Source organism: Kitasatospora sp. P5_F3 (assembly GCF_054049135.1).
Genome location: NZ_JBFUMY010000002.1, coordinates 13,460 through 35,847, shown reverse-complemented (window position 1 = coordinate 35,847; position 22,388 = coordinate 13,460). Strand labels below are relative to the sequence as shown.

General features: G+C 70.5%; 33 protein-coding genes. 6 read left to right on the top strand and 27 right to left on the bottom strand.

The features are described from left to right. Positions 1–13: 13 nt before the first annotated feature. The 21 genes from ACXJMZ_RS01315 to ACXJMZ_RS01215 all read right to left on the bottom strand — a co-directional run bounded on the left by ACXJMZ_RS01315 (position 14) and on the right by ACXJMZ_RS01215 (position 12,163). On the bottom strand, positions 14–784 hold the full coding sequence (locus tag ACXJMZ_RS01315; RefSeq protein ID WP_457028092.1) for a GDSL-type esterase/lipase family protein: 771 nt from the start codon (positions 782–784) through the stop codon (positions 14–16). A 15-nt stretch (positions 785–799) separates the two neighbouring features. After that, on the bottom strand, positions 800–1,135 hold the full coding sequence (locus ACXJMZ_RS01310) for a hypothetical protein (RefSeq protein WP_457028091.1): 336 nt from the start codon (positions 1,133–1,135) through the stop codon (positions 800–802). A gap of 210 nt (positions 1,136–1,345) precedes the next feature. Continuing rightward, positions 1,346–1,486: a hypothetical protein gene (locus ACXJMZ_RS01305; RefSeq protein WP_457028090.1), complete on the bottom strand. Its 141-nt coding sequence runs from the start codon at positions 1,484–1,486 to the stop codon at positions 1,346–1,348. A gap of 24 nt (positions 1,487–1,510) precedes the next feature. After that, positions 1,511–2,089 (bottom strand): hypothetical protein, encoded by a 579-nt coding sequence (locus tag ACXJMZ_RS01300; RefSeq protein WP_457028089.1) that lies wholly within the window; start codon positions 2,087–2,089, stop codon positions 1,511–1,513. Positions 2,090–2,175: 86 nt separating this feature from the next. Further along, positions 2,176–2,910: a hypothetical protein gene (locus ACXJMZ_RS01295; protein WP_457028088.1), complete on the bottom strand. Its 735-nt coding sequence runs from the start codon at positions 2,908–2,910 to the stop codon at positions 2,176–2,178. 29 nt (positions 2,911–2,939) lie between these two features. Next, positions 2,940–3,083, bottom strand: a complete 144-nt coding sequence (locus ACXJMZ_RS01290) for a hypothetical protein (RefSeq protein ID WP_457028087.1) — start codon at positions 3,081–3,083, stop codon at positions 2,940–2,942. Then, positions 3,080–3,385, bottom strand: coding sequence for a hypothetical protein (locus ACXJMZ_RS01285; RefSeq protein WP_457028086.1), 306 nt, complete (start codon positions 3,383–3,385; stop codon positions 3,080–3,082). The genes ACXJMZ_RS01290 and ACXJMZ_RS01285 overlap by 4 nt, the downstream gene beginning before the upstream one ends. A 56-nt stretch (positions 3,386–3,441) precedes the next feature. Next, positions 3,442–3,750 carry a hypothetical protein gene (locus ACXJMZ_RS01280; protein ID WP_457028085.1) on the bottom strand — a complete coding sequence of 103 codons (309 nt, stop codon included), beginning with the start codon at positions 3,748–3,750 and terminating at the stop codon, positions 3,442–3,444. Between the two features lie 122 nt (positions 3,751–3,872). Further along, positions 3,873–4,364, bottom strand: coding sequence for a single-stranded DNA-binding protein (gene ssb / locus ACXJMZ_RS01275; protein WP_457028084.1), 492 nt, complete (start codon positions 4,362–4,364; stop codon positions 3,873–3,875). Then, positions 4,361–4,771, bottom strand: coding sequence for a hypothetical protein (locus ACXJMZ_RS01270; protein WP_457028083.1), 411 nt, complete (start codon positions 4,769–4,771; stop codon positions 4,361–4,363). The genes ssb and ACXJMZ_RS01270 overlap by 4 nt, the downstream gene beginning before the upstream one ends. Beyond that, positions 4,768–6,162, bottom strand: a complete 1,395-nt coding sequence (locus ACXJMZ_RS01265) for an AAA family ATPase (protein WP_457028082.1) — start codon at positions 6,160–6,162, stop codon at positions 4,768–4,770. Before ACXJMZ_RS01265 ends, ACXJMZ_RS01270 begins: the two co-directional genes overlap by 4 nt. Continuing rightward, positions 6,162–7,007, bottom strand: a complete 846-nt coding sequence (locus ACXJMZ_RS01260; protein WP_457028081.1) for a hypothetical protein — start codon at positions 7,005–7,007, stop codon at positions 6,162–6,164. Before ACXJMZ_RS01260 ends, ACXJMZ_RS01265 begins: the two co-directional genes overlap by 1 nt. Positions 7,008–7,087: 80 nt before the next feature. Next, on the bottom strand, positions 7,088–7,210 hold the full coding sequence (locus ACXJMZ_RS01255) for a hypothetical protein (RefSeq protein ID WP_457028080.1): 123 nt from the start codon (positions 7,208–7,210) through the stop codon (positions 7,088–7,090). Continuing rightward, positions 7,200–7,847 (bottom strand): Lsr2 family DNA-binding protein, encoded by a 648-nt coding sequence (locus tag ACXJMZ_RS01250; RefSeq protein WP_457028079.1) that lies wholly within the window; start codon positions 7,845–7,847, stop codon positions 7,200–7,202. Before ACXJMZ_RS01250 ends, ACXJMZ_RS01255 begins: the two co-directional genes overlap by 11 nt. 11 nt (positions 7,848–7,858) lie before the next feature. Continuing rightward, the gene (locus ACXJMZ_RS01245; RefSeq protein ID WP_457028078.1) at positions 7,859–9,325 is read right to left on the bottom strand and encodes a UvrD-helicase domain-containing protein; all 1,467 of its coding nucleotides are present in this window, start codon (positions 9,323–9,325) and stop codon (positions 7,859–7,861) included. Between the two features lie 76 nt (positions 9,326–9,401). Continuing rightward, entirely contained in the window at positions 9,402–10,622 is a 1,221-nt protein-coding gene (locus tag ACXJMZ_RS01240; protein WP_457028077.1) for an AAA family ATPase, read from the bottom strand. Next, complete coding sequence (locus ACXJMZ_RS01235; protein ID WP_457028076.1) at positions 10,619–10,774, bottom strand: hypothetical protein; 156 nt, start codon at positions 10,772–10,774, stop codon at positions 10,619–10,621. The genes ACXJMZ_RS01240 and ACXJMZ_RS01235 overlap by 4 nt, the downstream gene beginning before the upstream one ends. Continuing rightward, entirely contained in the window at positions 10,771–11,100 is a 330-nt protein-coding gene (locus ACXJMZ_RS01230) for a hypothetical protein (protein WP_457028075.1), read from the bottom strand. The genes ACXJMZ_RS01235 and ACXJMZ_RS01230 overlap by 4 nt, the downstream gene beginning before the upstream one ends. Further along, the gene (locus ACXJMZ_RS01225; protein WP_457028074.1) at positions 11,097–11,582 is read right to left on the bottom strand and encodes a hypothetical protein; all 486 of its coding nucleotides are present in this window, start codon (positions 11,580–11,582) and stop codon (positions 11,097–11,099) included. The genes ACXJMZ_RS01230 and ACXJMZ_RS01225 overlap by 4 nt, the downstream gene beginning before the upstream one ends. 93 nt (positions 11,583–11,675) lie before the next feature. Next, positions 11,676–11,951 (bottom strand): helix-turn-helix domain-containing protein, encoded by a 276-nt coding sequence (locus ACXJMZ_RS01220; RefSeq protein WP_457028073.1) that lies wholly within the window; start codon positions 11,949–11,951, stop codon positions 11,676–11,678. Continuing rightward, the gene (locus tag ACXJMZ_RS01215; protein ID WP_457028072.1) at positions 11,948–12,163 is read right to left on the bottom strand and encodes a helix-turn-helix domain-containing protein; all 216 of its coding nucleotides are present in this window, start codon (positions 12,161–12,163) and stop codon (positions 11,948–11,950) included. Before ACXJMZ_RS01215 ends, ACXJMZ_RS01220 begins: the two co-directional genes overlap by 4 nt. Before the next feature lie 184 nt (positions 12,164–12,347). Between ACXJMZ_RS01215 and ACXJMZ_RS01210 the strand changes: the two genes are divergently transcribed. The 3 genes from ACXJMZ_RS01210 to ACXJMZ_RS01200 all read left to right on the top strand — a co-directional run bounded on the left by ACXJMZ_RS01210 (position 12,348) and on the right by ACXJMZ_RS01200 (position 14,932). Then, positions 12,348–12,938 (top strand): helix-turn-helix transcriptional regulator, encoded by a 591-nt coding sequence (locus tag ACXJMZ_RS01210; RefSeq protein ID WP_457028071.1) that lies wholly within the window; start codon positions 12,348–12,350, stop codon positions 12,936–12,938. A gap of 126 nt (positions 12,939–13,064) precedes the next feature. Then, the gene (locus ACXJMZ_RS01205) at positions 13,065–13,499 is read left to right on the top strand and encodes an ImmA/IrrE family metallo-endopeptidase (protein WP_457028070.1); all 435 of its coding nucleotides are present in this window, start codon (positions 13,065–13,067) and stop codon (positions 13,497–13,499) included. Further along, the gene (locus tag ACXJMZ_RS01200; RefSeq protein ID WP_457028069.1) at positions 13,469–14,932 is read left to right on the top strand and encodes a tyrosine-type recombinase/integrase; all 1,464 of its coding nucleotides are present in this window, start codon (positions 13,469–13,471) and stop codon (positions 14,930–14,932) included. Before ACXJMZ_RS01205 ends, ACXJMZ_RS01200 begins: the two co-directional genes overlap by 31 nt. Positions 14,933–14,993: 61 nt before the next feature. Here the strand turns inward: ACXJMZ_RS01200 and ACXJMZ_RS01195 are convergent, their stop codons facing one another. Then, the gene (locus tag ACXJMZ_RS01195) at positions 14,994–15,323 is read right to left on the bottom strand and encodes a hypothetical protein (RefSeq protein ID WP_457028068.1); all 330 of its coding nucleotides are present in this window, start codon (positions 15,321–15,323) and stop codon (positions 14,994–14,996) included. Positions 15,324–15,919: 596 nt separating this feature from the next. Next, positions 15,920–16,177: a hypothetical protein gene (locus ACXJMZ_RS01190; protein ID WP_457028067.1), complete on the bottom strand. Its 258-nt coding sequence runs from the start codon at positions 16,175–16,177 to the stop codon at positions 15,920–15,922. Between the two features lie 109 nt (positions 16,178–16,286). Here ACXJMZ_RS01190 and ACXJMZ_RS01185 point away from each other — a divergent pair, with 109 nt between their 5' ends. From ACXJMZ_RS01185 to ACXJMZ_RS01175, 3 genes are all read left to right on the top strand, one after another. Next, the gene (locus tag ACXJMZ_RS01185; protein ID WP_457028066.1) at positions 16,287–17,540 is read left to right on the top strand and encodes a hypothetical protein; all 1,254 of its coding nucleotides are present in this window, start codon (positions 16,287–16,289) and stop codon (positions 17,538–17,540) included. Between the two features lie 12 nt (positions 17,541–17,552). Further along, on the top strand, positions 17,553–18,089 hold the full coding sequence (locus ACXJMZ_RS01180) for an NUDIX hydrolase (RefSeq protein ID WP_457028065.1): 537 nt from the start codon (positions 17,553–17,555) through the stop codon (positions 18,087–18,089). A gap of 265 nt (positions 18,090–18,354) precedes the next feature. Beyond that, positions 18,355–19,419 (top strand): hypothetical protein, encoded by a 1,065-nt coding sequence (locus ACXJMZ_RS01175; RefSeq protein ID WP_457028064.1) that lies wholly within the window; start codon positions 18,355–18,357, stop codon positions 19,417–19,419. On the opposite strand, the gene ACXJMZ_RS01170 is transcribed toward ACXJMZ_RS01175, so the two are convergent. The 4 genes from ACXJMZ_RS01170 to ACXJMZ_RS01155 form a co-directional block, all read right to left on the bottom strand. Continuing rightward, complete coding sequence (locus ACXJMZ_RS01170; RefSeq protein WP_457028063.1) at positions 19,407–19,943, bottom strand: NADPH-dependent FMN reductase; 537 nt, start codon at positions 19,941–19,943, stop codon at positions 19,407–19,409. The two genes, ACXJMZ_RS01175 and ACXJMZ_RS01170, sit on opposite strands and share 13 nt — an antisense overlap. 127 nt (positions 19,944–20,070) lie before the next feature. Beyond that, positions 20,071–20,574 carry a DinB family protein gene (locus ACXJMZ_RS01165; protein WP_457028062.1) on the bottom strand — a complete coding sequence of 168 codons (504 nt, stop codon included), beginning with the start codon at positions 20,572–20,574 and terminating at the stop codon, positions 20,071–20,073. A gap of 123 nt (positions 20,575–20,697) precedes the next feature. Continuing rightward, the gene (locus ACXJMZ_RS01160; protein ID WP_457028061.1) at positions 20,698–21,432 is read right to left on the bottom strand and encodes an excalibur calcium-binding domain-containing protein; all 735 of its coding nucleotides are present in this window, start codon (positions 21,430–21,432) and stop codon (positions 20,698–20,700) included. Between the two features lie 333 nt (positions 21,433–21,765). Beyond that, complete coding sequence (locus tag ACXJMZ_RS01155; protein WP_457028060.1) at positions 21,766–22,236, bottom strand: ATP-binding protein; 471 nt, start codon at positions 22,234–22,236, stop codon at positions 21,766–21,768. Positions 22,237–22,388: the final 152 nt, after the last annotated feature.

The following is a 22,388-nucleotide window of genomic DNA, read 5'->3' as shown; positions in this document are numbered from 1 at the left end:
ACCTCCTCGATCGTCACGGGGTCTGGGGCAGCCACGGGTTGATGGCGGCGAGCCACCGTTCGGCGATGCCTCGGTGGCCCGAGGGGAGCGGGTGGGTGCCGTCGGACGTCCAGCGGGAGGGGATGCCGGTCATGTCGGCGGTGACGACCCGGCCGGTGCCCTTCCGGGCTGCGACGACCTGGTCGACCCAGGTGTTGATGGTGGTCTCGCGGGCGGCGGTGGCGGCGTCGCGGCCCTGCTCGATGCGGGCGACGGCGACCCGGATGGTCGGCGAGGAGGCGAGGATCTGGTCGACGAACGTGCCGAGCCGGGACGACCAGTTGGTCATGTCGTTCTGCATGGCCTCGTTGGTGCCGAGGTGGATGAGGACGATGTCGGGCTGCACGGCAGGCAGTTGGGCGACGGCGATGGGCGCGACGTAGGCGAGGGTCTGCCCGGGGTAGGCGCAGACGCTCAGCGTGCTGGTGATGTGCCGGCGGTCGAGGAAGTCGGCGAGCCAGGAGCGGTAGCCCATGCCGTCGGGAGAGAGCGACCCGGCGGTGATGCTGTCCCCGACGCAGTAGATCCGGACGGTGCCGATCGAAGGGATGTGGAGGTCGCGGCGGAGGGCCGCCAAGTTGTCCCGCAGGTCGCAGAACATGGCGTCCGACCGTTCCTCGATGGCGGCGTTGCAGTAGCTGGCGATGAGGTCATCGGCCGGGCCGCCGGAGCGCTCGATCCAGCCCGCGTCGGTGTAGCCGAGGGAGACTGCGGCTGCGGTTTCCCAGCTGTACGGGGTGCTCACGGTGCCTCCAGTGGGTCAGATGCGGGGCGGCCAGGCCCAGTTGCCGGGCTCGGTGCCCTCGTGGCGGCTGGTGGCCCAGTAGGTGTCGGTGCCGTCGAGGACGACTTGGAGGTTGCAGCCCGGCGCGGGGTTGGTGTCCCAGATCCGGGCGATCATGGCGGGAAAGGTCTGGCCGGCCTCCGCATGGTTGCCGACGTGGGCCATGTGGCCGGTGGCTCCGGGCTGGCCAGGGTCGGCAGCCTTCGCGATGGTGCGCTGGTGGGCGCGGAAGTCGTCGCGGCGCTTGTTGATCGCGGCGGCGTCCTGGTCGGTGAGGGTGTAGTGGACGATGCGGCCGATGGTGGGCTGCACAGCGGGCCTCCTACGGGAGAGGGGCGGCGGCGCGGGCAGGGTGTGCACACCTGCGCTGTCCGGACACTGCATCAGCACTTCCGCGCCGCCGGGTCTGGGAACGCCGAGAGCCCCGCAGCTGCTGCTCGGCTGCGGGGCTCTCGGTGAGGTTCTGTATCCGGGCACGCCGGACTTGGGGCCAGTGTGGATCACAGGGTGGCGGTCCGTCAACTACTGGTCGGCGGGCGGGTCCTGCCAGGGGCCGAGCACCAGGTCCTCGTGCTGGGCACCCGGGTGGGCGGGCTCGTTGCAGATCGTGGCGTAGATGTGGCCGTCGAGCTGGGTGGTGCCGGTGGCGGTGCAGTCGTCCATGGCGACCATGATGGCCGCTCGGGGTCAGGTTGATTGGGCGGCCGCGCTCGCGTCGCTCGGTCGGGTGAGTGCGGAGATGGACGCTTTGGAGAGGCCGGTGCGGGCGATCAGTACAGCGGGCTGAACACGTCCACCGATCCGCCGGAGCAGGTCGTTTCGGGCGTTCAGCGCGGTGTCGGCCAGCTCGCGGTACAGGGCAGCGTCGGCGATCTCACGCTCGAGGGCGGGCACCGCCTCGAGGCCGAGCGGCTCACCCTGGCGGCTGGCGGCGAGGTGCGGGGCGAGAGCGTTCAGTGCGGTGGACGCTGCTCGGGCGACTGCGTCCAGGCTGCTTGCTGTCCCGACGGTGCTGGTCAGGACCATACGGCTGGGGCGGAGTCCGGTGGTGACCAGGTCGGTGATGGTGAGCCGGGTGTCGTCCGAGCTGGTGGTCAGGGTGCCGGTGGCGAAGAACTGGACGCTGCCTGGGCGGGAACGGACCGAGAGCAGGACCGTGCGGCCGTCGGTGTCCAGGACGGTGGAGAACGCGCCGATGGTCCAGCCGTCGAGGCCGGGGAGGCCGTGCAGCTGGGTGTCGTAGAGGTTGCCGACGGTCGGGTTCATGAGGGGCTCCGGGGCGGTGGTGTTCAGTGCGTTGAACGGGGTGAGGGGGCCCGCCAGTTGTCGGCTGGCGGGCCGCCCGCGGAGGCTCATCCGGCGGTGTTGAGCCGGTCGATCAGGGCGCTCATGGTGACGTTGGTGGGGCAGCGGTCGCACTGGATTGCGGCGTCCTCGGCGCCGGCGTGCGCGACGACGTCGAAGGTCCCGCCGCACTGGCAGGGCCACGGGGTGGGGGCTCGGCGGGGGGCGTCGCCGAGGGCCTGGTCGAAGCGTCGGCGGATGCTGCGGGCGACGGCGGCGACGTGCTGCTGTTCGGCGTCGGAGAGGGCGCGGAACGGTCCCTCGGCTCCCAGGAGGCGCGAGGCGAGCCACCCGGCGGCGGCCCGGCCGGTGCGGTGCGGTGTGAGGTTGAAGCGCCACCGGCGGGGGTCGTTGGCGTCCTTGGCGCTCATCATCGCGACGGAGCGGGCCACCTCGTCCAGGGGGCTGGCGGCGCGGATGGTGAAGGCCGGCCGCTGGATGCTGCCCGCGACCTGGTCGGCCAGCTCGAGGAGCTCGGTCTCCAGCTCGGTGATGGTGTCGAGCACGGAGACGCGGAGGGGTGCCGGCCGGATGCCGGGGGCGAGGGCGGTGCGCTCGGCCCACTCGGCGGCGGCGGCCTGGCGCTGGAGGGTGATGGTGTCCTCGTCGGGGGCGTAGTGGGTGAGGCCCATGGTGGGGGGCCAGGTGTCGGCGGGGCGGGTGGTGAGGAGGTCGCGGAGGTCGGTCCAGTGGGTGGCGATGTGGCGGAGGTGCTGGGCGGTTGTGGCGGGGGCGCTGGTCAACGGGAGCTCCTCGAAGTGGTGGTGGGGCGTCAGTGGTCGGTTGACGGGGCGTCAGTGCGGTCGTGCTCGGCCTCCTGGTCGCCGAGGGCGGCGGCTCGGCAGATCGCGATGACGAACACGCCGGCCACCCACAGGGCGGGGATCGTGGCGAGGTACGCCTGGGTCCAGGTCATGAGGTGCTGCTGTGCTGGACGGTGTACCGGCCGGTGCTGTCGCGGCGGATGGTGTCGCCGAAGCGCACCCAGATGCGGAATCCGTGAGGCCAGATGGTCAGGCCGTCGGGGACGACGCTGGTCTTGGTCCCGGGGTCGGCCGGGCGGTAGTGCGGCTTGCTCGGCTCGATGCGCTCGCACAGGGCCCAGAGGTTGGCCTCGGTGAGCTGCCACTCGGCGGCGGTGCGGGTGGGGCAGGTGCAGCAGGCGGAGGTGTCGGCGAGGTGGGTGCAGGTGCGGTCGTGGACGGCGGTGGCGGGCACGGTGCTCCTTCGGCGGGTTGCCGAGGCCACTGTGTGGCGGCCCCGGGACGGGCGGGTCAGGCCAAGATGGGAGCGCCACCAGGGGCGGCGTGGAACTGGCCGGCCGAGTCCACGGGATGCGCGTGCCGGGTGCCGGTGAACTGGCAGCCCACTCCGGCGGCCGAGCAGTCCTCGATGTCGGCTCCGGCCTGGAGGCGAACGGCCTCGCGGAACTCGCCGATGAACTCGGCAGCGATCCAGATGCCCGGGTAGCTGGTGCTGGCGTCGAGCTCTACGGCGTCGCCGAGGTTGAGTGCGCGGAGGCTTTCGCCGCTGTCCAGCTCGATGGCCCAGTGGTCGACGGTGATCTCACGGATGGGGTTCATGGCGGGTGTCTCCTGGGTCAGCCGGCCGAACCGGCAGCGGGTCTGGACAGGCGCGCGGGGTGCGGCGGGACCGGTTGGGCGCCCGGGCGGGKGGGGTGGTCCCGCCCGGGCTGTGGCGGGGTCTAGAAGGGCGGTTCGTCGTTGCCCCAGGCCTGGGAGTTGGGCGGGGTGGTGTTCGAGTTCCAGGCGTCGTTCTGGGGCTGCTGGCGGGGCTGCTGGGCCTGCTGGGGACGTCCGCCCTGCTGCTGGGTCTGCTGGGTGGCCTTGGTGACCTTGGCGGTGGCGTAGGCGAGGTTGGGGGCGATGGAGCGGATGAGGAGGGCGGGGCGCTGGTGCTTCTGGCCGTCCTTCTCCCAGCTCTCGGTGCGGAGTTCGCCGGAGACCAGCACCTCCATGCCCTTGGTGAGGGTCTCGGCGGTGTTCTCGGCGAGTTGCTGCCAGGCGGATCCTTCGATCCAGAAGGTGTCGCCGTCTTCCCACTGGTCGGTTTGCTTGTTGAGGCGGCGGCTGTTGAAGGCGAGGCGGATTTTGGTGACGGCGTGGCCGTTGGGGGTGAAGCGGAGTTCGGGGTCGGCGACGAGTCGGGCGACGCCGGTCATGGTGGGCAGGCTCATCGGGTGTCCTTGCGGTAGGTGTGGATGCGGGTGGGGGGCTGGTCGTTGTTGGTGACGAGGTGGATGTCGAGGCGGTCGTGCCAGGCCCAGAAGAGGTAGTGGTGGCCGCCGATGACGCGGGTCCAGATGGTGGTGCGGTCGGCGGTGTGGGGGCCGTTGCGGGGGCCGATCGCGCGGCGGAAGGCGAGGTCGTACTGGTCGGCTGCCTCGGTGATGAGGCGGCGGTACCAGTCGTCTTCGGCGCCCAGGCGGTCGAGGAGCTCGGTGGGGCTGTTCCAGGGTTCGGTGACCCGCTGGGAGGCTCGGCGGAGGGCGGTGGGGGCGTGGAAGGTGCCGACCATGCCGATGCCGTGGCGCTGGGTGGGGACGTTCTGCCAGCTGAGCCAGCGGCGGAAGGTGAAGCTCACGAGATGGCTCCGGTGGGTGAGTGGCCGGTGAAGCGGTCGGTGTCGATGGGGGTGTAGGCGGTCCAGGGCCAGTCGCCCTTGTAGCCCTGGCGGATGAAGGCCGGCCACTGTCGTTCGTCGCGGGCACCGCGCCAGGGGACGATGCGGCGGGCCCGGTCGTCCTGGGCGGAGCGCTCGTCCTCGACCGGTCGGAGGCCCATGCCGAACTCGGGCCACCGGAGCCACAGGCTGCTGCCGGTGGGGGCGAGGCTGCGGGGGCCGAACCCCGACGGCTTGGAGGCGTGGGCCTCGAGGACCATGGCGGAGTTGGCGACCAGGCGGGCCTGGTCGAGGGCCACGGTGACCTTGCGGGCGTGCTCCTCCGAGTTCGGGTCGCCGGTGTGCAGGCGGTAGATCGGGCCGACGATCAGCAGGTCCGGCTTGACCTCCTCGACTCGGCGCATGAGCCAGGAGCGGCCTTCTGCCCGGGTGAGGTCGACGCCTTCGGGGCGGAGGTCGAGGTGGAACTGGCCGCGTCGGACGGGGGTGTGCTTGGCGGCGGCGATGTTGGTGAGGCTGCGGTAGTGGCGGCGGGACTGGCGGGCGTTGTTCTCGCAGTCGAGGACAAGGACGCGCTTGGGGCCGAGCTCGGAGACGCGGCCGTCGAAGGGGAGGACGCCGGCGGCTGCGCAGATCGCGATCTGGCGGAGGAGGACGGACTTGCCGCCGCCTTCGCCTGCGGTCCAGATGACGCGGTCGCCGTGCTCGAGGTAGCCGGGTACGGCCCAGTCGTGGCCTTCGTCTTCGGTCTGGAGGAAGTCGATCAGGTCGGTGACGGGGGTATCTCCGGAGGCGCGGCCGGCGTCGCGTACGGCCCGGATCATCTGGACGGCGTCTTCGGCGAGTTCGGCGCCGAAGAACGTGACCTGCTTGGGGTTCTCGGGGGTGAACCCGAGCTCCCGGATCGCGGCGCCGGCCTGGACGAGTGCTCGGCGGAGGGCGAGGTCTTGGATGCGGGCGGCGAGCCAGTCGGTGGTGCCGCCGATGTTGGCCGCCTGGATGCAGGCGTTGAGGTAGTCGCGGCCGCCGATGCGGCGGAGGTCCCCGCGGGCATCGAGGATGGCGGCGAGGCTGAACGGGTCGATGGGCTCGGTGGTCTCGGCGAGCTGCTCGAGGGCCTGGAGGATCAGGGCGTGGCCGAGGCGGTAGAAGTCGCTGGCCGCGAGGCGGGAGCTGGTGAGGGCTCGGCGGGAGTCGTGGGCCAGTACGACGCGGCCGAGCCAGGCCTGTTCGACCAGGAGGTCGTTGGGCTCGGTGCGGGTGAACTCCGCGTCGGGGACTGGGCCGTAGCTGGTCTCGGGCTCGAGGCCGTGGTGGGTGTCGAGCGGGGGAAGGTCGGTGGCGGTGGTCATCAGAAGATCCCTCGGTCTGCGTAGGTCTGGCTGGCGGGCTGCTGGGGCCCGGCGGGCTGGGGAGTGATCAGCTCGTCGTCGTAGCTGCCCTTGCGGAGCCAGCTGGCGGGGTACGGGACGAACTGGGGCTGGCGGCCTTCGGCGGTCCAGTGCGCGCGGTGGCGGATGGCCATGGCGGTGAGGTGCTCGGCGGTGGTGCCGGCCTTGAGGGCAGCCGCGAAGGCTTTCTGCGCGTCGGCCTTCTGGATCTTGCGGGGGTACTGAGTCCAGAAGGTGGCGAACTCCTCGGCGACCGGCGGCGGGGGGCCAGGTGTCGGCGGGGCGAGAGAGATATCTCTTTTAGGGAGTAGAGGAGTAGGGGTCCCGTCCAGCGGGACGCTTTCGTCCCGTCCAGCGGGACCCTTTCCGGGGTTTTGCGTCCCGCCCAGCGGGACCCTTTCCGGGTCTACCGTGTCCCGTCCAGCGGGACGCGGTGAGGGGTTTTGCGTCCCGTCCAGCGGGACGCTGAACCGGCCTTTAGGGTCCCGTCCAGCGGAACTCTGAGGCTCTGTTTCAGCGTCCCGCCCAGCGGAACACTGAGGCGTCAGGCGGTACTTGGCAGCTGAGCCGCGCTGACCGGCGGTGGTCTTCTCGAGCGCCCCCTTCTCGGTGAGCGCGGTGATTACGTCGTAGAGCTGGGTGCGGGAGAGTCCGGACCGGCGCAGGATCTTGGGGTCCTGGACACTGCTCCAGGTCAGGCCGGTTTCGTCGTTCGCGTCCTCCGCCAGCACGTGGAGGAGTCGCGCCTCCCGGTGCGTCAGCGTCAGAGGCGTGTCCATCGCCTCGACGATCAGGCGGATTCCCACGTTCAGCGGTCCTTCGGTTGGGGTGCGGGGGTTGGTGCTGGGCTCGGCCGGCCCGGTGGCATCCGGTCGAGCCCAGCAGGTCAGTGCGGCCAGCGCGGCAGGCGCGTGATGAACCAGCCGGGGCCCCCAGGTGGGGCCAGCTCGAGGGCCGGGAACGGCCAGTCGATGCGGCCGATCCGTCGGGCGAGGAGGTCACGCAGCACGGCTGGCCTCCTGGGCGGCGTGGTACGCGTCCACGACGTGGCGGGGAATCACGCCGGCGACGGCGACCCGGTGGCCGTTCTCGCTGGCCCAGGCCCGGATCTGGCCGTACATCGCGCGGTCAGGCTTGGGCCCGGCCGGGACCGTCGCGGCGCGCGTGCCTTTGGCGGAGCGCAACGCCTGCTCGGCGTCAGCGAGTTGCTGCCGGGCCTGCTGCACCTGGGCTTCGGCGGCCGCGACGACTGCGGCCCGGCGTTGGGCCTGCTGGAGGTCGGCGAGCGCGGTCCGGGCCTGGTCGGCGAGCCGGTGCATGCGGGGGCTGTCGTGCTGCATGCCCCAGGTGATCAGTTCGGCGGGGGTCAGCGACCGGGTCGGTCCGGCGGTGGACGCCGGTGGCGGAGTCGAGTCGGTGCGGCCGGCCACGAAGAGAGTCCCCGAAGCGGCGACGGCGGCGCCGATCTGGTCCTGGGTCAGGCCGGTGGCCCGAGTGATGACGGGGACGGTCTCGCCGTCCCGGTACATGGAGACGGCGACGGCGGTCTGGGTGTCCACGGTGCTCGGTCCTCCCGTGCTGGCGGGTCGCTGGTGGGTGTCGGTGAGCGCGCTGTCGATGAGGGCGCGCAGGGCGGCGATGGTCATCTGTCGGGCCGTCAGTCGCTGACGGCCGAGACGGTGCTCACCCAGGACAGGGCACTGTCGTCAAGGCGGAGGCGGGCCCGGGTGACCGCGACGTACGCGAGGCGGGCCTCCTCCCGGCGGAGCACCCGCAGGCCCGTCCGCGGGTCAGGCTTCGGGGCCCGGAAGTCACCGTGGATTCGGACGCTGGTCCACTCGCGGCCCTTGGCCTTGTGCGCGGTGCTGACGACCAGCTCGGCCGCGTCCTCGGAGGCGAGGGCGTCCGCCGCGTCTGCGAGGTGCTCGGGGCCGTAGTCGTCCACCAGCCCGACCAGGGTCTTGAGGCTGCCGTCCTCCTCGGCCGCGTATTCGCGCACGGCCTGCCAGGACGGGAACGCGATCAGCTCGGGGTGGTCGGTGGGCCTGCCCGCTTGAAGGTCGCGGGCGGCCCAGGCGAGGCGCTGCATGTCGCCCCCGCCGCCGACCAGGGCGACCTTCCGTCCGGCCTTGAGGGCCTCGAGGACGACACCCACCGCGCCGGAGTTGGAGCGGCACAAGATGGCGTCCGGCTCATCGATCGGGCCGATGGTGCTGTCCCACTCATCCCAGCCAGTGAGGCGCATCCCGGTACCGACCAGGTACAGCCAGCGGTTGGCGGCCTCGGCGACGGCCGGGCCGAACCGGAACGACTGGGACAGGGTGGCGACTTGGGCGCCGAGGTCCCGCTCAAAGGTGGCCAGGGCGTCCTTCGCGCCGCGCCAGCCGTAGATCTGCTGGGCGGAGTCGCCGACCGCCACGCGCTGGGCGTGGTCCTGGTCCAGCAGCACCTTCGCCAGGACGTCGTTGGTGTCCTGGGCCTCATCGAGGAGGACGACGTCGGCCGCCAGGCGGGGCCGGCCGAGGGCCCACAGCTTGAGGTAGTGGTCGTGGGACATCTTGAGGACGCCGTCCTCGCGCTTGAGGTCGGCCCAGGCGGCCCGGGCGACCGGGAGGACCAGGCCCGCGAGGGCCGTCAGGGCGTGACCGTTGGTCAGGCCGTCGTACCGGGGGATGTGCCGGATCTCGAGGTCGTCGTCTGCCGAGTGGCAGTAGCGCTCAACGGTCTCGAGGGCCGCCCGCATCACCACTTTGCTGGTCATGGCCTTGACGTGGCCGAGGTCGGTGGGGATGCGCTGGATGCCGCCGGTGAGGCGGTCGATGTTGAGGGCCTGGGCCGCGGCGAGGGCGGTCTGGCGCGGGCGCTGGATGCGGGGCAGGTAGCGGGGGTCGAAGGCGAGGCCGTGTCCGGTGCTCGCGGTGACGTTGGCGGGGAACGAGCGCTTGGCGTCGGCGGCGGTGCTTCGGTTGTAGGCGACGAGGGCCATGCGGCGGCGGGAGTCCGCGCGGGCGATGAGCTTGAGGGTGCTCGACTTTCCGCACCCGGCGCCGGCCTGGATGACCAGGTCGATGCCGTCGCCGTACGAGGCGATCGCCTCGGTCTGTTCGGGGGTGGGGGTGACCATGTGTTCCTCCTTCCTGGGTGTGGTGGGCGGGGCCGCGCATGGGGAGGGGTGCGCGGCCCCGCCGGTTCGGGGTGGGTCAGGCGGCGTCGGCGTGGCCGGTGCGCGCGGCCATGTCGCGGAGCCACGCGGCCGGGTCGGGCTGGGTGGCCGCGGCGTCGAGTGCGTCGATGACGTCGCCCGCGTCCGCCTTGGTGAGCTCGTTGGCGGTGGTGATCGGGCGGCCGACGATGGCGCCGAGGATCTCGTGTCGCTCGTTGCGCCCGACGATTCCGGCACCCCCGAGGGCGGCGTGGATTCGCTTCATCTGCGGCGCGGTGGCGGGCTCCGGACCGGCCTGGGCGGTGGCGCTCACGGGGGTCGGCCGGGGCACCTCGGCCGCCGGTCCGGACGGCGCGGTCGGCACCGCAGCGAGCTTCAACGCCTTGCCGAACTCGGCGATGACCGCGCCCAGCGTGGACGGCTCACCCGTCTTCGGGTTCAGCGACGCGTGCTCGAGCAGGTTGCGGCCCTTGGCCCGGGCGTGGAGGTCGAGCGCACCCTGGTACGTCAGGCCGTCAGCCAGCAGGTCGTCCAGGATCGCGGCGACCGGGTCGACTCCCTGGCCGAGCTGCTCGAGGATCGTCTCCGCCAACTCGCCGCCCGGGTGATGGATCGTCAGGCCCTCGAGGGGCTGGTACCGGGTCTTGGTGATGGTGCCGGTGCCTTCGACCATGTCGATGATCAGGCCGAGTTCGTACTCGGCGCCTTCGCGCTGGATCGCCTTCACGCCGAGCTTGGTGACCTTCTTGCCCTCGATGCTGTAGTCACCCTTGGTCCGCATGGTCACGATGACGTGCCCGGAGAAGTTCAGCAGCGCCTCGAGCATGTCCTGTTCGATGGGGTTGCCCTTGCGCCAGCCGCCGAAGGTCCCGCCGGCGCCCTTCTCGTTGCCAGCCTTCTCCACGATCTCGAGGAGGCCGCCCTTGCCGTTCCAGAAGTGCGACCAGGAGTCCACGACGATGACCGGGAGCTGGGCGGCGGTGGCGGCCTTCACGGCCTCGATGAGGTTGCGCGGGTCGTAGTTGTCGAGCGGCAGGTGCAGGAAGGGGACGCCGCCGAGGTCGGGGCGGCCGGGGACGGGGGCGTAGGTGAGGGCGGACTCGCGCTCGGTGTCGATGACGCCGAACTGGCCGCCGTCGGCGAGCCGCTGGGCGAGCAGGAGCGCGGTCATGGTCTTGCCGGAACCGGCGGGGCCCTGGAGGCCGATGCGGGCCCGGGCCTGCTCGCGGGTGGCCGGGGCGAAGGTGAACGCGGTCATCGGGGGTTCCTCTTCTGGCGGGGGAAGCGGGCGAGGGCGGTGTGGACGGCCTGGCGCTCGGCCTCGCGGCGGCGCTCGGTGATGCGCTCCTCAGACCAGGCCGCAGCCAGACCGAGCAGGACCACCACGGCGAAGAACAGGAGCCAGCTCACAGGCCGGCCTCCACTGCCTTGGTCGGGCGGACCCAGCTGGCGATTCCGTGGCCCACGAGGACCACGTGGATGTCGTCCCAGGAGCCGTGGGCAGTGACGAACGTGCCGCGCCAGGTGGTGCGGTGGTCCTCGACCATGAGCAGGTGGCACCAGGACGCCCACACGTCGGGGCTGACGGGACGGGTGATCAGGCGCAGGGTCTCCGCGTCGACCACCTCGATGTCCTCGATCGGGTCGAGGAGGTTGGTGGTGGCCTGCTCGAGCAGGAAGGTGGCGAGGGCGCCGGCCAGCGTGGGCCCCGGCTCTGCCGGTCCATTGGCGATCACAGGGCCAGCTCCGCCCGCAGCTCGACCAGCGCGGTCACGTACTGCTTGCGGACCGGCTCGGTCCACTCCGGCGGGGCCCCGTGCTCCGCCACCCACCACTCGGCGAGGGCCAGCTCCGCGCAGCACGCCGTCGGCGTGTGCTGGACGTCCCGGACGGTCCAGATGCGGAACGGCGCGTCGAAGGCGACGCCGGTCAGGGTGCTGATCACCTGCGTGCGGCACGAGGTCTCGGTGAGCTGGTGGTGCATGTCGCCGCCGAACCGGAACTGCCAGTCGTGGAGCGGCGCCAGGTCGTGGTCGCAGTAGGCGACGACCATGGCCTCGGTCGCGCCAGCCGGGCACTCGACCTTGATCCAGGTGGGCAGCACCGCCATGGCGGTGACGTGCTCGGCCAGGGCCAGGCCGGCCATGAGCAGCGGTCGGCGGCGGTCGACCACGGGGGGCTTGGGGAGGAGATCGATGCGGGTAGGCTCGTGGATCACGGCCTGCCTCCTTCGTGAGTTCGAGGTGATCGGTGGGCCAGGGCCGTCCCGGGTTAGCGCCAAGGGGCGGCCCGACCCATGTCTGAGGGCAGGTCAGGCGGCGAGCGGCTGGCGACGTGTGGAGCGACGCGGCTCGGGGGCCAGACGGGTGGGGTCCAGCTCCGAGTTCGACCGGGAGTCCTTGGCCTCGTACGCAGCCAGCCATGCGTCGAGGGCAGCGACGCGGTAGACAACTCGGCCACCAGCCTTGAAGCTGGCCGGCCCCGTGCGTCGGTCGCGGAGGCAGTACATGGCCTTGGTGGTGCGACCGATGTATTTGGCCGCTTCCCTGATCCCGAGGACGGGCGGCAGGTCATAGCTGTTGCTCATGGTTTCCCCTCCTTTTCCTCTTGGGTGATGTCGTCGATCGCGACGTTCAGCCCCTGTGCGATGCGAACCAGGACCTCGGGCTGAGCGCCGCGCTGGTCTCGTTCGATCCGGGACAAGTGCGAGGGAGAGACACTGACTTGGGCAGCGAACCGCCGTAGGCCGTAACCCATCTGTTCGCGCTTGCTGCGGATACTCGCTCCCCGCGCTTGCACATCCCAGACACTAGGGGAAGGTCAGAGGAAAGACAAGGCAATGAGGGGAAGCGTGAGGAATCAACATGATGGCATGGTGCGGTTGGCGGGAACCTGCCTGCCCATGAAGGGCGGCTGTCTGCCAGACTGTTGCCTATCGTTGCCTCTCCGGTGGATGAAGAGGCGCTGCTGAACGGGGAAGACCGTGCAGGACTGGGTGCATCTGGGCCAGTGCATTGCTCGCGACCGCAAGCAGCGTCGATGGCTCCAGGCAGATCTAGCGGAGGCTTCCGGCCTCACCAAGCGCACCATCGGCAACTACGAGCGAGGCGCTGGCCGCGCGCCCGGCGCCTCCGACATCCCCGCCGGGTACTACGCCGTTGGCGAGGCTCTGGGCTGGCCTGAGGGTGGCATCCAGCGGGCCCTCGAAGGGGAAAACCCTAGGGGTACGCAGCGAATCTCGGTCGCACCCGCTGTCGCGGTGGAGTCAGCCGGGGCGCTGACGGCCGCGCAGGCTTCGCCAGTTGACCTGTTTCCAGCAGTGGGCCGATTCGCGAGAGCCGCGGTGGCGGCCGGCGGAGACTCGCAGCTTCGGGACCTTCTCGAAGACGCAGCGGACCGCCTGCTGCAATCCATCCCGCAGCGGAAGTTGGCCGGCGCCGCCCAGGGCGCTTACGGCCTGGCCGCGTACCGCCCGCACGCCTGGGCCGAGGGCGACTCGGGCGTGCCCGAGGACGACGCCGAGCGGATCCGGCAGGCCCTCGACGAGCACAGCCGGGGCCAGCAGCGGCCGTAACTCCCTGGCCTACCCGCAACACGCGTGACTTAACGTGGCTAAATCCTCACGCGTCCTCAGCCGCATATGCCACAATCAGCTCTCCGACATGCCTCCGACACCTGTCAGGAACACAGGGGGAGACGCATGCCTGCCGCCACCGTTGTCGCTGGCCTGTCGTACGACCCGCATGCCGAGCTCGACCGGATGGGCATCCCCGTCCTCCGTCGCTGGCTGCGGGACACATGGGGCATCTGGTCCCCCGAGCACCACGCAGTCGTACTCGCCGAGGGACTCAGCCCGATCGAGGAGCGGTGCGTCCTCGCCCACGAGGTCGAGCACATCCTCACCGGAGACATCGGCTGCGGCGGCCGGGCCGGCATGCGGGCGGAGCGGGTGGCCGACCTCCACGCCGCGCGCAAGCTGATCGCGTTGAGCGACTTCTGTTCGGCCCGGCAGTGGGCCACCAGCGAGCAGGAGCTCGCCGCCGAACTGGGCGTCACCATGTGGGTCCTGAGGGCCCGCCACGCCGACCTCGAGGGGGGTGCCCAGTGGCTGGGTACATCGAAGATCGCTGGCTGAAGAAGCGCCCCGACCCGAAGACCGGGAAGCGCGAGCACACCGCGCTGTGGGGCATCGGCAAGCGCTACAAGGTCGCCGGCATTCCCGGCGTGCGCAACCGCGCCTTCCACGCAGCGGCAGACGCCAAGAAGTGGCTGTCGCAGGCCCAGACCGACTCTCTACGCGCTGAGTTCGTGGACCCCCGGAACGGCGACATCCTGCTGACCGCCTACATCCAGACCAAGTTCTGGCCCGGCCGGACCGACAAGCTGACGACCTACACGTCCATGGAGAGCAAAGTCCGCCGCCACATAGAGGGCCTGCCGATCGGGCAGCTCTCCCTCCGGCACATCGACGCCGCGGCGCTGAGGGAGTGGAAGAAGGAACTGCTGACCCGGGTCGACACCTCGACGGCGGAGGTGATCTGGATCCACCTCAGCACCATTCTCGCCGCCGCAGTCGAGGACGGCCGGATCCTCAAGAACCCGTGCCGGACCAACCGAAGCGTCAAGCCCCCGAAGAAGACGGAGACCCCGGCGACGGCATGGCCAAGAGAGACGGTGGACGTCGTACGCGAAGGCGTCCAGGACCGGTACCGCGTCGCGGTGGACCTGGGCGTTGGTGCCGGCCTGCGCCAGGGCGAGGTGCTCGGCCTCGGCCTGGACGACTTCGACTTCGACAAGGGCGTCATCCACGTGCGGCGCCAGCTCCGCTCCTCGTCCGCCGGAGCGTTCTACTTCTGCCTGCCGAAGGGCGACAAGGTCCGGGACGTCCCGCTCACACCCAACCTCGCAGCCCGGGTGCGGGCCCACGTCGCGCAGTACCCGCCGGTCCCGACCGAGCTTCCCTGGTCCGACCCCCGGGAGCCTACGACCGAGGTCGAGGAGCGCCAGCGCAAGCCGATCACGGTGCCGCTGCTGCTCACGACCAGTCACGGCAACCGGATCTACTACCGGACCTTCAACGACCGGACATGGAAGCCGGCACTCGAGGCCGCCGGGATGATCACCAAGATCGAACCCACCACTCCGGAGGGGAAGGCGCGGCAGGCGCGCCTTCGCCGGTTCCGCTGGAGCAACCCGCGGGAGCACGGCTTCCACTGCCTCCGGCACACCTACGCCAGCGTCCAGCTGGAGAAGAACGTGAACCCGGTGACGCTGTCCGTGTGGATGGGGCACTCCTCGCCAACGATCACGCTGGAGCGGTACGCTCATTTCATGCCGGGATCCGGCACCGACGGCCTGGCCGCGATGGACAGCTGGTTCGAGCTCGCTGACGCTCCCAGCACCTCCCTACAGAGAATTCTCCCTGTACTCTCCCTGGCGTCGAACTGGCGTACGTCCGGGTTGGTTCCGGCCCAGCTCATGGGCATGGGGGCCAAGGATGCCGACATGAAGGTCAAGTACAAGGAGACCTCGCGCGGCGGCCTCGCGGTCAACGTCATCGAGTGCTAGGAATCCCTGCCGAATCCCTGGTCCGCAAAGCGCTGACCAGGGATCTCAGGTCCCTTGCCGATCAGAAGCTCTCGGGATGGTCATCCGTCCGCACGATCCTGGCAACGTAGAACCCAGGACCGTACGAAGTCTCGGTCGCGTGGTACTGGACCAACCCGAGATCGCGCGCCAACGGAGCCAAGAAGGCGCCCGCCAGTCCGGGAATCGCCTCAGCGTGCTCCGGATGCCTTCCGGTCTCCAGCGTCTCGCGCAGGCCAACCAGGAACGCGGCGATCGCCGAGACCACGTCCGGTGGCGTCACCGCGTAGTCGAACACTTCTTGAACCTGCGGCGACAAGGTGATCGGGTCGTGCTCCTCGTCCCCGTCGTACGGGTCGTCCCAGTCGCTCAACGCGGCCCGTGCTCCCTCAGGACAACCGACAGAACCCTGCCTGGAGCCGTTCCTTCCTGAACTGCGGCGTGGACACGGGCGGTGGCAGGATCGTTGTACAGCTCAACCCGCAGCCGCCAGCGACGGAGAACCCCGGCGATCTCTTCCTCGCTCGCGGACCCCATGTCACGGTAGAAGGCCATCCGCTGCGAGGGCGGCAAGGCCGCCCCGATCTCGTCCTGCGTTCGAGGACGTGCACCGTAGGGTTCAGTGGGCTGTGCGGTCATCGCTCCTCCTACGGCGCCGTGGTCGGCAGCTACGCCACGGGCTCTTGCCGGCCACGTCCACTCTAGCGAGACGGGCTGGCTACTGGGACGTCTCGTAGGGGCCGGACTCACTGCCCTGGACGCTGTGACTCACGTGAGCGGCCTTCGGAAATCTTCTTCGCCTCGGCCTCTAGCTTCTTACCCCAGAGGATGACGCGCTCCAGTGACGTGAACCTCTCGATCTGACGGTCTGGTCCCGGCACCCGCAGCCAGTCGCTTCGCTCGCGGTCCCAAGCTCCCCAAAGGGCTGGCGCCTTGCCGACCGGCGGGAGCTGTCGGGCCGCGTAGCGGTCAGCCACAGCTCTGCTCCGCCCGCTGAGCGATGTACCAGTACTGGAGACGGTGGCTTCGCGCGATCTCCGGGCCGGCCCAGCGGTCGGTCTCGCCGCCGACCTGGACGAGCTCGCCGGTGACGATGTCGCGCAGGCCCCAGAGGCATCGACCCTTCTCGTCCTCCGGAAGCTCCTCCGGCACAAACCGCTCCTCCGGGGCCAGCTGCTGCTCGATCGTCAGGTTGCCCTGACTTTCACCGCTCTCGGAATCTGCCATGCCGTCAGCATCGACCGGGACATGAACGTTCCCCAGGGCCGCGGTGAGTACCCACGGTGAACCGCCCGAGCTCGGTACCCTCGGAGCACCACCGCGACGGGAGCCCCGTATGTCCGCCCTCCTGCCCCAACACCTGCTGGCGGACAGGGACTTCGCCGAAGCATGTGCAAGCCGAAGCATCGGCGCCGTGTTCCACCTGGCCAAGGTGCGCGGCGGGATCTACCCCGCACAGGTCGCCCGACTCACGGGCCTCACCACCAGCAGGGTGACCGAGTACATCGACGGCGGTCGGGTGGTCACCAGCATGGAGGTCATCGAGCGGATCGCCGACGGCTTGCGGATCCCCGGCCGGATGCTCGGCCTCGCCGACCGTCCCTGGGAGACCGCTGCGCCGCCGGCCGGCTACCAACCCGCCGCGATCCCCGAGACCTGGGAGATCCTGGACATGCTGACCCGCTCTACCGCGAGCGACGCCACCCTGCTGCACCTGGAAGCGGCTGTCGCCGAGGCCGCTTTCCGGTACCCCGTCACGCCCCCTGCGCACAGCATCCCGCAGATGCAGCGTCAGCTCACGGCAGTGCACGAGCTCCTCGGCCGACCGCAAGCACTGGGTGCCCGCCGCAGGTGCGTACGGATATTGACCGTCCTGTCCGGACTGCTCGGCTTGGCCTATCACGACATCGGTGACCGGACCCGATCCGATGCGACCTTCCACATGGGCCAGGTGGCAGCCGAAGAGGGTGAGACGTCCGAACTGACCGCGTGGCTGCTGACCATGCAGAGCATCGTGGACTACACGGCAGGCCGGACAGAGCAGGCCGCAACGCTGCTCAGCCAAGCCGACGCCCTGGCGTCCGGTGCCGACCTGCGTCGCCGCGCGTGGATCGCCGCGAACTTCGGCCGGGCGCTCGCAGCCCGAGGTGAGACACGGGCCGCACTGACCGCCCTCGACCGCTCTGCCGAACTCCTCGAGAGGGCGTGCGATCCCGTCGGCGGCCTCGACTTCTTCACCAGGCCACGCCTGGACGGCATCGCGGGTGAGAGCCGTGCCCTGCTCGGTCATCACGATGTCGCCGCGACCCTGCTCACCACCGCGCTGGCCCGCCGGGACCAGGCGGACACCAAGGGTCGATCCATCCTGACGTTCGACCTGGCGGAGTGCCGGATCGGCCAGGGCGACATCGACGGCGCATGCGCCCTCGCGCACACCGCGCTGGACATCGCGGGAGACAGCGTCGTGCAGCCGCTCGTTCTCCGGGCGAGAGCTTTCCAGGCTTCCCTGGGCCCGTGGCGAGGAGCTGGTCCGGCGCGGGAGCTCAGCGCTCGCGTGAGAGAGTCGGAGCACCAGCTCGTACGTGCATGAGGAGACTGCCCGGTGGAGTGGAAGAGCTACGGTCGCCGACGGGTCTACGACAGCCCCTATGTAGAGGTGTGGCTGGACGACGTGGACATCCCCGGCGTCGGCCGTATCGACCACCACGTCATCACCATGCCGAAGGCGTCGGTCACCTCCGTAGTCACTGATGAACAGGGCCGCTTCCTGTTGCTCTACCGGCACCGGTTCATCACCGGCCGGTGGGGTTGGGAGGTCCCGGCCGGATGGGCTGAGCCGGGCGAGGACCCTGCGGAAGCGATCACCCGGGAGATCGAAGAGGAGACAGGCTGGCGGCCGGGCAGGGTCGAGCTCCTCATGGAGTACGACGCTCTGGCCGGCATCAGCACCATGCGCTTCCGGTCCTTCCACGCGACGGCGTGCGAGCAGGTCGGGGCACCGGTCGATACGAGTGAGGCGACTCGGGTGGAGTGGGTGACGGAGGCCGAAGTGGTGAAGTTGCTGGCCTCGGGCCAGGTGCCTGACGGTCCCTCACTGGCCGCGCTCTCGTACTATCTCGGCCCTTACCGACTGGGGTAACTGGGCAAGCGATGCACTCGCGAGGTGCCGGAGCTCGGGGTGCAGATTTCGGGCAGCGGGGGCCGAGCTCCCTCTGTATTGAATGGGTGGGTTAACAACCCACCCACCCTCCCAATACCCGTGCGCGCCTGGGGATATGACTTTTCGTGACCGGGTCGCCACGGTGTGCTGTCAGCGTGTAGCGTGCGCAGCAACGAACAACCCCCGCCGGTGCTTGCGACACCAGACGGGGGTTTGACCGCACGATCGAGCATTGGACGATCCCGTGGCTACCGAGAACTTTAGCGCTGCCCCGCGCCCGCACGCCCACCCGATGGCCGGACCGGGCTACGGAAAGCGTTCCGCGCCGGGTCAAAACCCGCGCCGCGAGCGCGACTTCGTACACCTGCCCGTACGCGAGGCCTACCTCGCGGCCTTCATCGACCGGCTGCCGAACGGCGCCGCCATCGACACCAAGACCCTCGCCAACGAGCAGCCGTTCTACGGCCAGCAGGCCGTACGGTCTGCGCTCAACGCCCTCTCCACCGCCGGTCACCTGCGCAGGGTCAGGGAGAACGTCGGCAACGGCCGCAGCTGCTGGGTGTACCGGACGTACTTCTCCCGCACCGCGCGCAGCGACGCCTGGTGGGTGCGCTTCCTGGCGGCCGGCCACCCCGACGGTGGCACACCGGACGAACCCGCAGGCCCGCCACGGGACTTCCGACCGCCGCAGGACATTCACCCGGAAGAGCGCACCCAGCGGTCCCGGCGGCCCCAACTTCCGCAGCAGAACCGTCAGGAGCGGGCGGCGACCGCCGTACTCGCCCGGCCGACCCGCTCGGCCCGCTCCGCCGCGTACGAGGCGCTGGCCTCGCTCGGTCTCGCCGATGCCCGGATGATGCTCTCGGCCGCCGACTGCGCCGCGCTGGAGGGCCTGGCCGCCGAGTGGCTGGCATGCGGGGTGACGGCACCACAGTTCATGGCCGCCCTCACCGCCGGTCTGCCCGAAACCGTCCACTCCGCAGGTGCGTTGGCCCGTAAGCGGCTCATTGCCAAGATGCCGCCCGCACCCCTCCGCGCCTCGGCGGACACCGTGGAACGGCAGCCCGCACCCACCCGGATCATGGAGTGCACGGACTGCCGTGTACCGGGCCGCCCCGAGGCGCTGCCCGGCGGCCTGTGCCGTACCTGCCGAGCCGAAGTCCCGCTCCCCGAACCGAGCCGTCCGAGCGTCGCCGACATCCACTCTCGCGTCGAGCAGCTCCGTGCTGCTGCCCGCCCGCTCGATGCCTTCCGTGCCGACCAGGACGCCACTGCCGACCAGGAGCTGGACGACCCCTATGCCCGCTGAGCGACCAGGGCCCGCAGGACCTCGGCGATCCGGTCGCGGGTGGCCGGGTCGGTGATCACGCCGTCGGCGCCGCGGGCGTCGGGCGGGACGGGGATGGTGGCGCAGGCCGTCTCGGTGACGGCCGCGCCGGTGTAGCCGAGGACCGAGGCGAGGGTGGCGGCGGCTCCGGTGCCGCGGCCGGGGGCTGCGGCGGTGATCCAGGCGGCGGGCTTGTCGCTGATCTCGACGCCGCCGACGGTCCAGTCCAGCAGGTTCTTGAAGGAGCCGGGGAGAGTGCCCGCGTACTCGGGGGCGGAGATCAGCAGCGCGTCGGCCACCGCGATGGCGGCCCGCAGCTCGGCCACCGGGGCGGGCAGCGGGTCGCTGTCGTGGTCGGGGTTGAAGTGCGGCAGCTCGGCCAGCCCCTCGTAGAACGTGGTGGTCACGCCCTCGGGGGCCAGCGCGGCGGCGGTCCGCAGCACCGCCTCGTTCGAGGACCCGGCCCGCAGACTTCCACTCAGCAGCAGCACATGACGCGTCATCATGCGGACAAGCTACCCGCCGAGCCCTGCACGGCAGTTGGCGCCCGCTAAAGCAGAAGCCGATGCCGGGCCGGGGCGGTTTGCCGGGACGCGCTCGACCAGGCGATCTGCTACGACGACTGACGCCCCGTCACGACCCGGTGGTGCCGTCCGCGAGCTCCCGGAGCAGGTCGAGGTGGCCGTTGTGCCGGGCGGTCTCCTCGATCAGGTGCAGGATGATCCAGCGCAGGTTGATCTGTGTCCCGTCCCGGACGGTGCGCTGCGCGACGGCGTCCAGGTCGGTGACGGCGACCAGTTCGCGGTAGCGGTCGGTCAACTGCCGGTAGTCGTCGAGCAGTTCGGCCAGCGGCAGGTCCACGGCGATCCGCATCTCGCGATCCGGGTCCTCATCGGTCCACGGTCCCTCGTCCTCCCCGCCGAGGAAGATCACGTCGAACCACCAGTACTCGACCCAGCGCAGATGGCTGATCAGCCCGCACAGCGTCATCAGCGGCGAGCCGGGGAGCGGCGCCTTCCGGGCGTCCTCCGGGGAGACGTCCTCGCACTTGGCGAGCGCGGTGGCGCGGGTGTAGTCGAGGAAGGTGGCGAGCGAGGTGCGCTCGTCGAGGGTGGGGGGCATGTCGCTACGTGTCATGATCCTGCATGATCGTCGGTGCGGGCTGAACTGTCGACCGAAAATCGGCCGGCGGCGAGTGTCAAGAACCGCTCCCCGGTGCAACCAGAGGTGCGGGCACGCCCCCCGCCGCCCGCCGAAACGTCACTCGCAGGCGACCCCGTCGTTGTCGCGGTCCAGCGCAGACCGGTAGCCGGGCTGACCGCGGTACAACGGGGCCATGCCGGCAGCCCGGACGGCGTCACAGTTCTGGTAATAGGTCGCGCCGCCACCGCTGCTGGTGCTCTTCGCAGGAGCGGGCTGCGTCGGGGCAGGGGCAGGCGCAGTGGTGGCCGGAGCGCGTTCGGTCTCGCAGGCGATGCCGTCGCCGTCAGCGTCCAGGCCGGCCCGGTAGCCGGGGGAACCCTTCGACAGCGGAGCCTTGCCCGCTGCACGGACGGCGTCACAGTTCGCGTAGTAGACCGCGGCCGGCTCCGTGGTCGGCGGCACGGCGGCGGGCTGCTCCGTGGTCGGCGCGACCGTCGGAGTCGGGGTCGGCGTGGGGGAAGGCGTGGGCGTCGGCGAAAGCGAAGGCGAAGGCGAAGGCGAAGGCGAGGGCGAGGGCGAGGGCGAGGGCGAGGCGCTGGAGGCCACCGGCACCGGCTTCGGAGCGCCGCCGGGCTGCGGCTTCGCCGGGTCGACCAGGACCATGATCAGCCAGATCAGCGTCCACAGCCCGGCCATCACCAGGGCGGCGATCCTGTTCGGCCGGGCCCACGGCGAGCGCCAGATCAGCGCTAACGCGACCGGAGGGAAGAGCAGCAGTGCGAGGACCAGCACGGCCGGGTGGCGCCACCAAGGACGGGCGGGCGCAGGGGAGTTGGGATACGGATATGCCATCGGCACATCACATCAGGTGACAATCGCACACGATAGACCCAGAACGATCACGAATCAGCCACACGGCACCCTCGCTCGGATAATCAAAGGCAGAGATGCACGGCCGCGCGACTAGCGAAGGTGAAGTGAGTTACATACCTTTCATTCGATTTTGCCCACATCCTGAGACCGTGCGATAGTCGAGGCATCAAGAGCTACGGCCACCCCGACCCGGTTCGGCCGTCTGCACCGCGTGGCACGCACCCCCATGGCTTGCGCGGTGACCTGCAGGGGCCCCCACACCGCATCACGGTGACCGGGGGCCCCGCACTGTTTCCGGAAGGACCGCCGACCTCAAACCGGTGTGCGCTCACGGACCTTGAGTTCGAACCAGACACCCTTGCCGCGCGGCAGCAGATCCGCACCCCAACGTTCCGAGATGGTGCTGATCAGCAACATGCCGTACCCGGTCTCGTTACCCGGCTCGGCCACGATCAGACAGGGCAGCGCCCGCGAGGAGTCCCGGACCTCGACCCGGAGCCAGCCGGGGCGGCGGGTGAGGCGGAGGCCGACGGTGCGGCCGCCGGTGTGCCGGACGGCGTTGGCCATCAGCTCGCCGGTGAGGAGTTCGCCCGCTTCGAGTAACTGGTGCATCCGCCAGCCCTGGAGCACCGAGAGCACCACCCGCCGGGCCACGCCGACGAGTTCGGGACGGGACGGCAGGAAGACCTCCTGCTCGGACGCCACGTGCTCGCAGAGCCGGCCGAAGCACTCGCGCTCGACCTCCTGCGGGCTGAGTCGTTCCAGAGTCTCCAGGGCGAGCACCCCACCTTCCGACGGGTCGTCAGTGGCCGGACCGGCCCCTGGAAGTGATGCCCACTCTGCTTCGCCCCATCCCGCCATGGGCCAATCATTGCGGAACGCAAGCGGCCGCGTACGGACAATGAACAAACGATCACTATTCGGTTGGCATATGC

What these genes read in the sequence shown, in the direction of transcription:
- ACXJMZ_RS01305 (WP_457028090.1), bottom strand. Translation starts at nt 1,486, where the DNA reads ATGGACGACTGCACCGCCACCGGCACCACCCAGCTCGACGGCCACATC.
- ACXJMZ_RS01250 (WP_457028079.1), bottom strand. Translation starts at nt 7,847, where the DNA reads ATGACCATCGCCGCCCTGCGCGCCCTCATCGACAGCGCGCTCACCGAC.
- ACXJMZ_RS01165 (WP_457028062.1), bottom strand. Translation starts at nt 20,574, where the DNA reads ATGACACGTAGCGACATGCCCCCCACCCTCGACGAGCGCACCTCGCTC.
- ACXJMZ_RS01280 (WP_457028085.1), bottom strand. Translation starts at nt 3,750, where the DNA reads ATGAACCCCATCCGTGAGATCACCGTCGACCACTGGGCCATCGAGCTG.
- ssb (WP_457028084.1), bottom strand. Translation starts at nt 4,364, where the DNA reads ATGAGCCTGCCCACCATGACCGGCGTCGCCCGACTCGTCGCCGACCCC.
- ACXJMZ_RS01220 (WP_457028073.1), bottom strand. Translation starts at nt 11,951, where the DNA reads ATGAGCAACAGCTATGACCTGCCGCCCGTCCTCGGGATCAGGGAAGCG.
- ACXJMZ_RS01170 (WP_457028063.1), bottom strand. Translation starts at nt 19,943, where the DNA reads ATGATGACGCGTCATGTGCTGCTGCTGAGTGGAAGTCTGCGGGCCGGG.
- ACXJMZ_RS01205 (WP_457028070.1), top strand. Translation starts at nt 13,065, where the DNA reads ATGCCTGCCGCCACCGTTGTCGCTGGCCTGTCGTACGACCCGCATGCC.
- ACXJMZ_RS01290 (WP_457028087.1), bottom strand. Translation starts at nt 3,083, where the DNA reads ATGACCTGGACCCAGGCGTACCTCGCCACGATCCCCGCCCTGTGGGTG.
- ACXJMZ_RS01245 (WP_457028078.1), bottom strand. Translation starts at nt 9,325, where the DNA reads ATGGTCACCCCCACCCCCGAACAGACCGAGGCGATCGCCTCGTACGGC.
- ACXJMZ_RS01190 (WP_457028067.1), bottom strand. Translation starts at nt 16,177, where the DNA reads ATGGCAGATTCCGAGAGCGGTGAAAGTCAGGGCAACCTGACGATCGAG.
- ACXJMZ_RS01300 (WP_457028089.1), bottom strand. Translation starts at nt 2,089, where the DNA reads ATGAACCCGACCGTCGGCAACCTCTACGACACCCAGCTGCACGGCCTC.
- ACXJMZ_RS01265 (WP_457028082.1), bottom strand. Translation starts at nt 6,162, where the DNA reads ATGACCACCGCCACCGACCTTCCCCCGCTCGACACCCACCACGGCCTC.
- ACXJMZ_RS01185 (WP_457028066.1), top strand. Translation starts at nt 16,287, where the DNA reads ATGTCCGCCCTCCTGCCCCAACACCTGCTGGCGGACAGGGACTTCGCC.
- ACXJMZ_RS01160 (WP_457028061.1), bottom strand. Translation starts at nt 21,432, where the DNA reads ATGGCATATCCGTATCCCAACTCCCCTGCGCCCGCCCGTCCTTGGTGG.
- ACXJMZ_RS01240 (WP_457028077.1), bottom strand. Translation starts at nt 10,622, where the DNA reads ATGACCGCGTTCACCTTCGCCCCGGCCACCCGCGAGCAGGCCCGGGCC.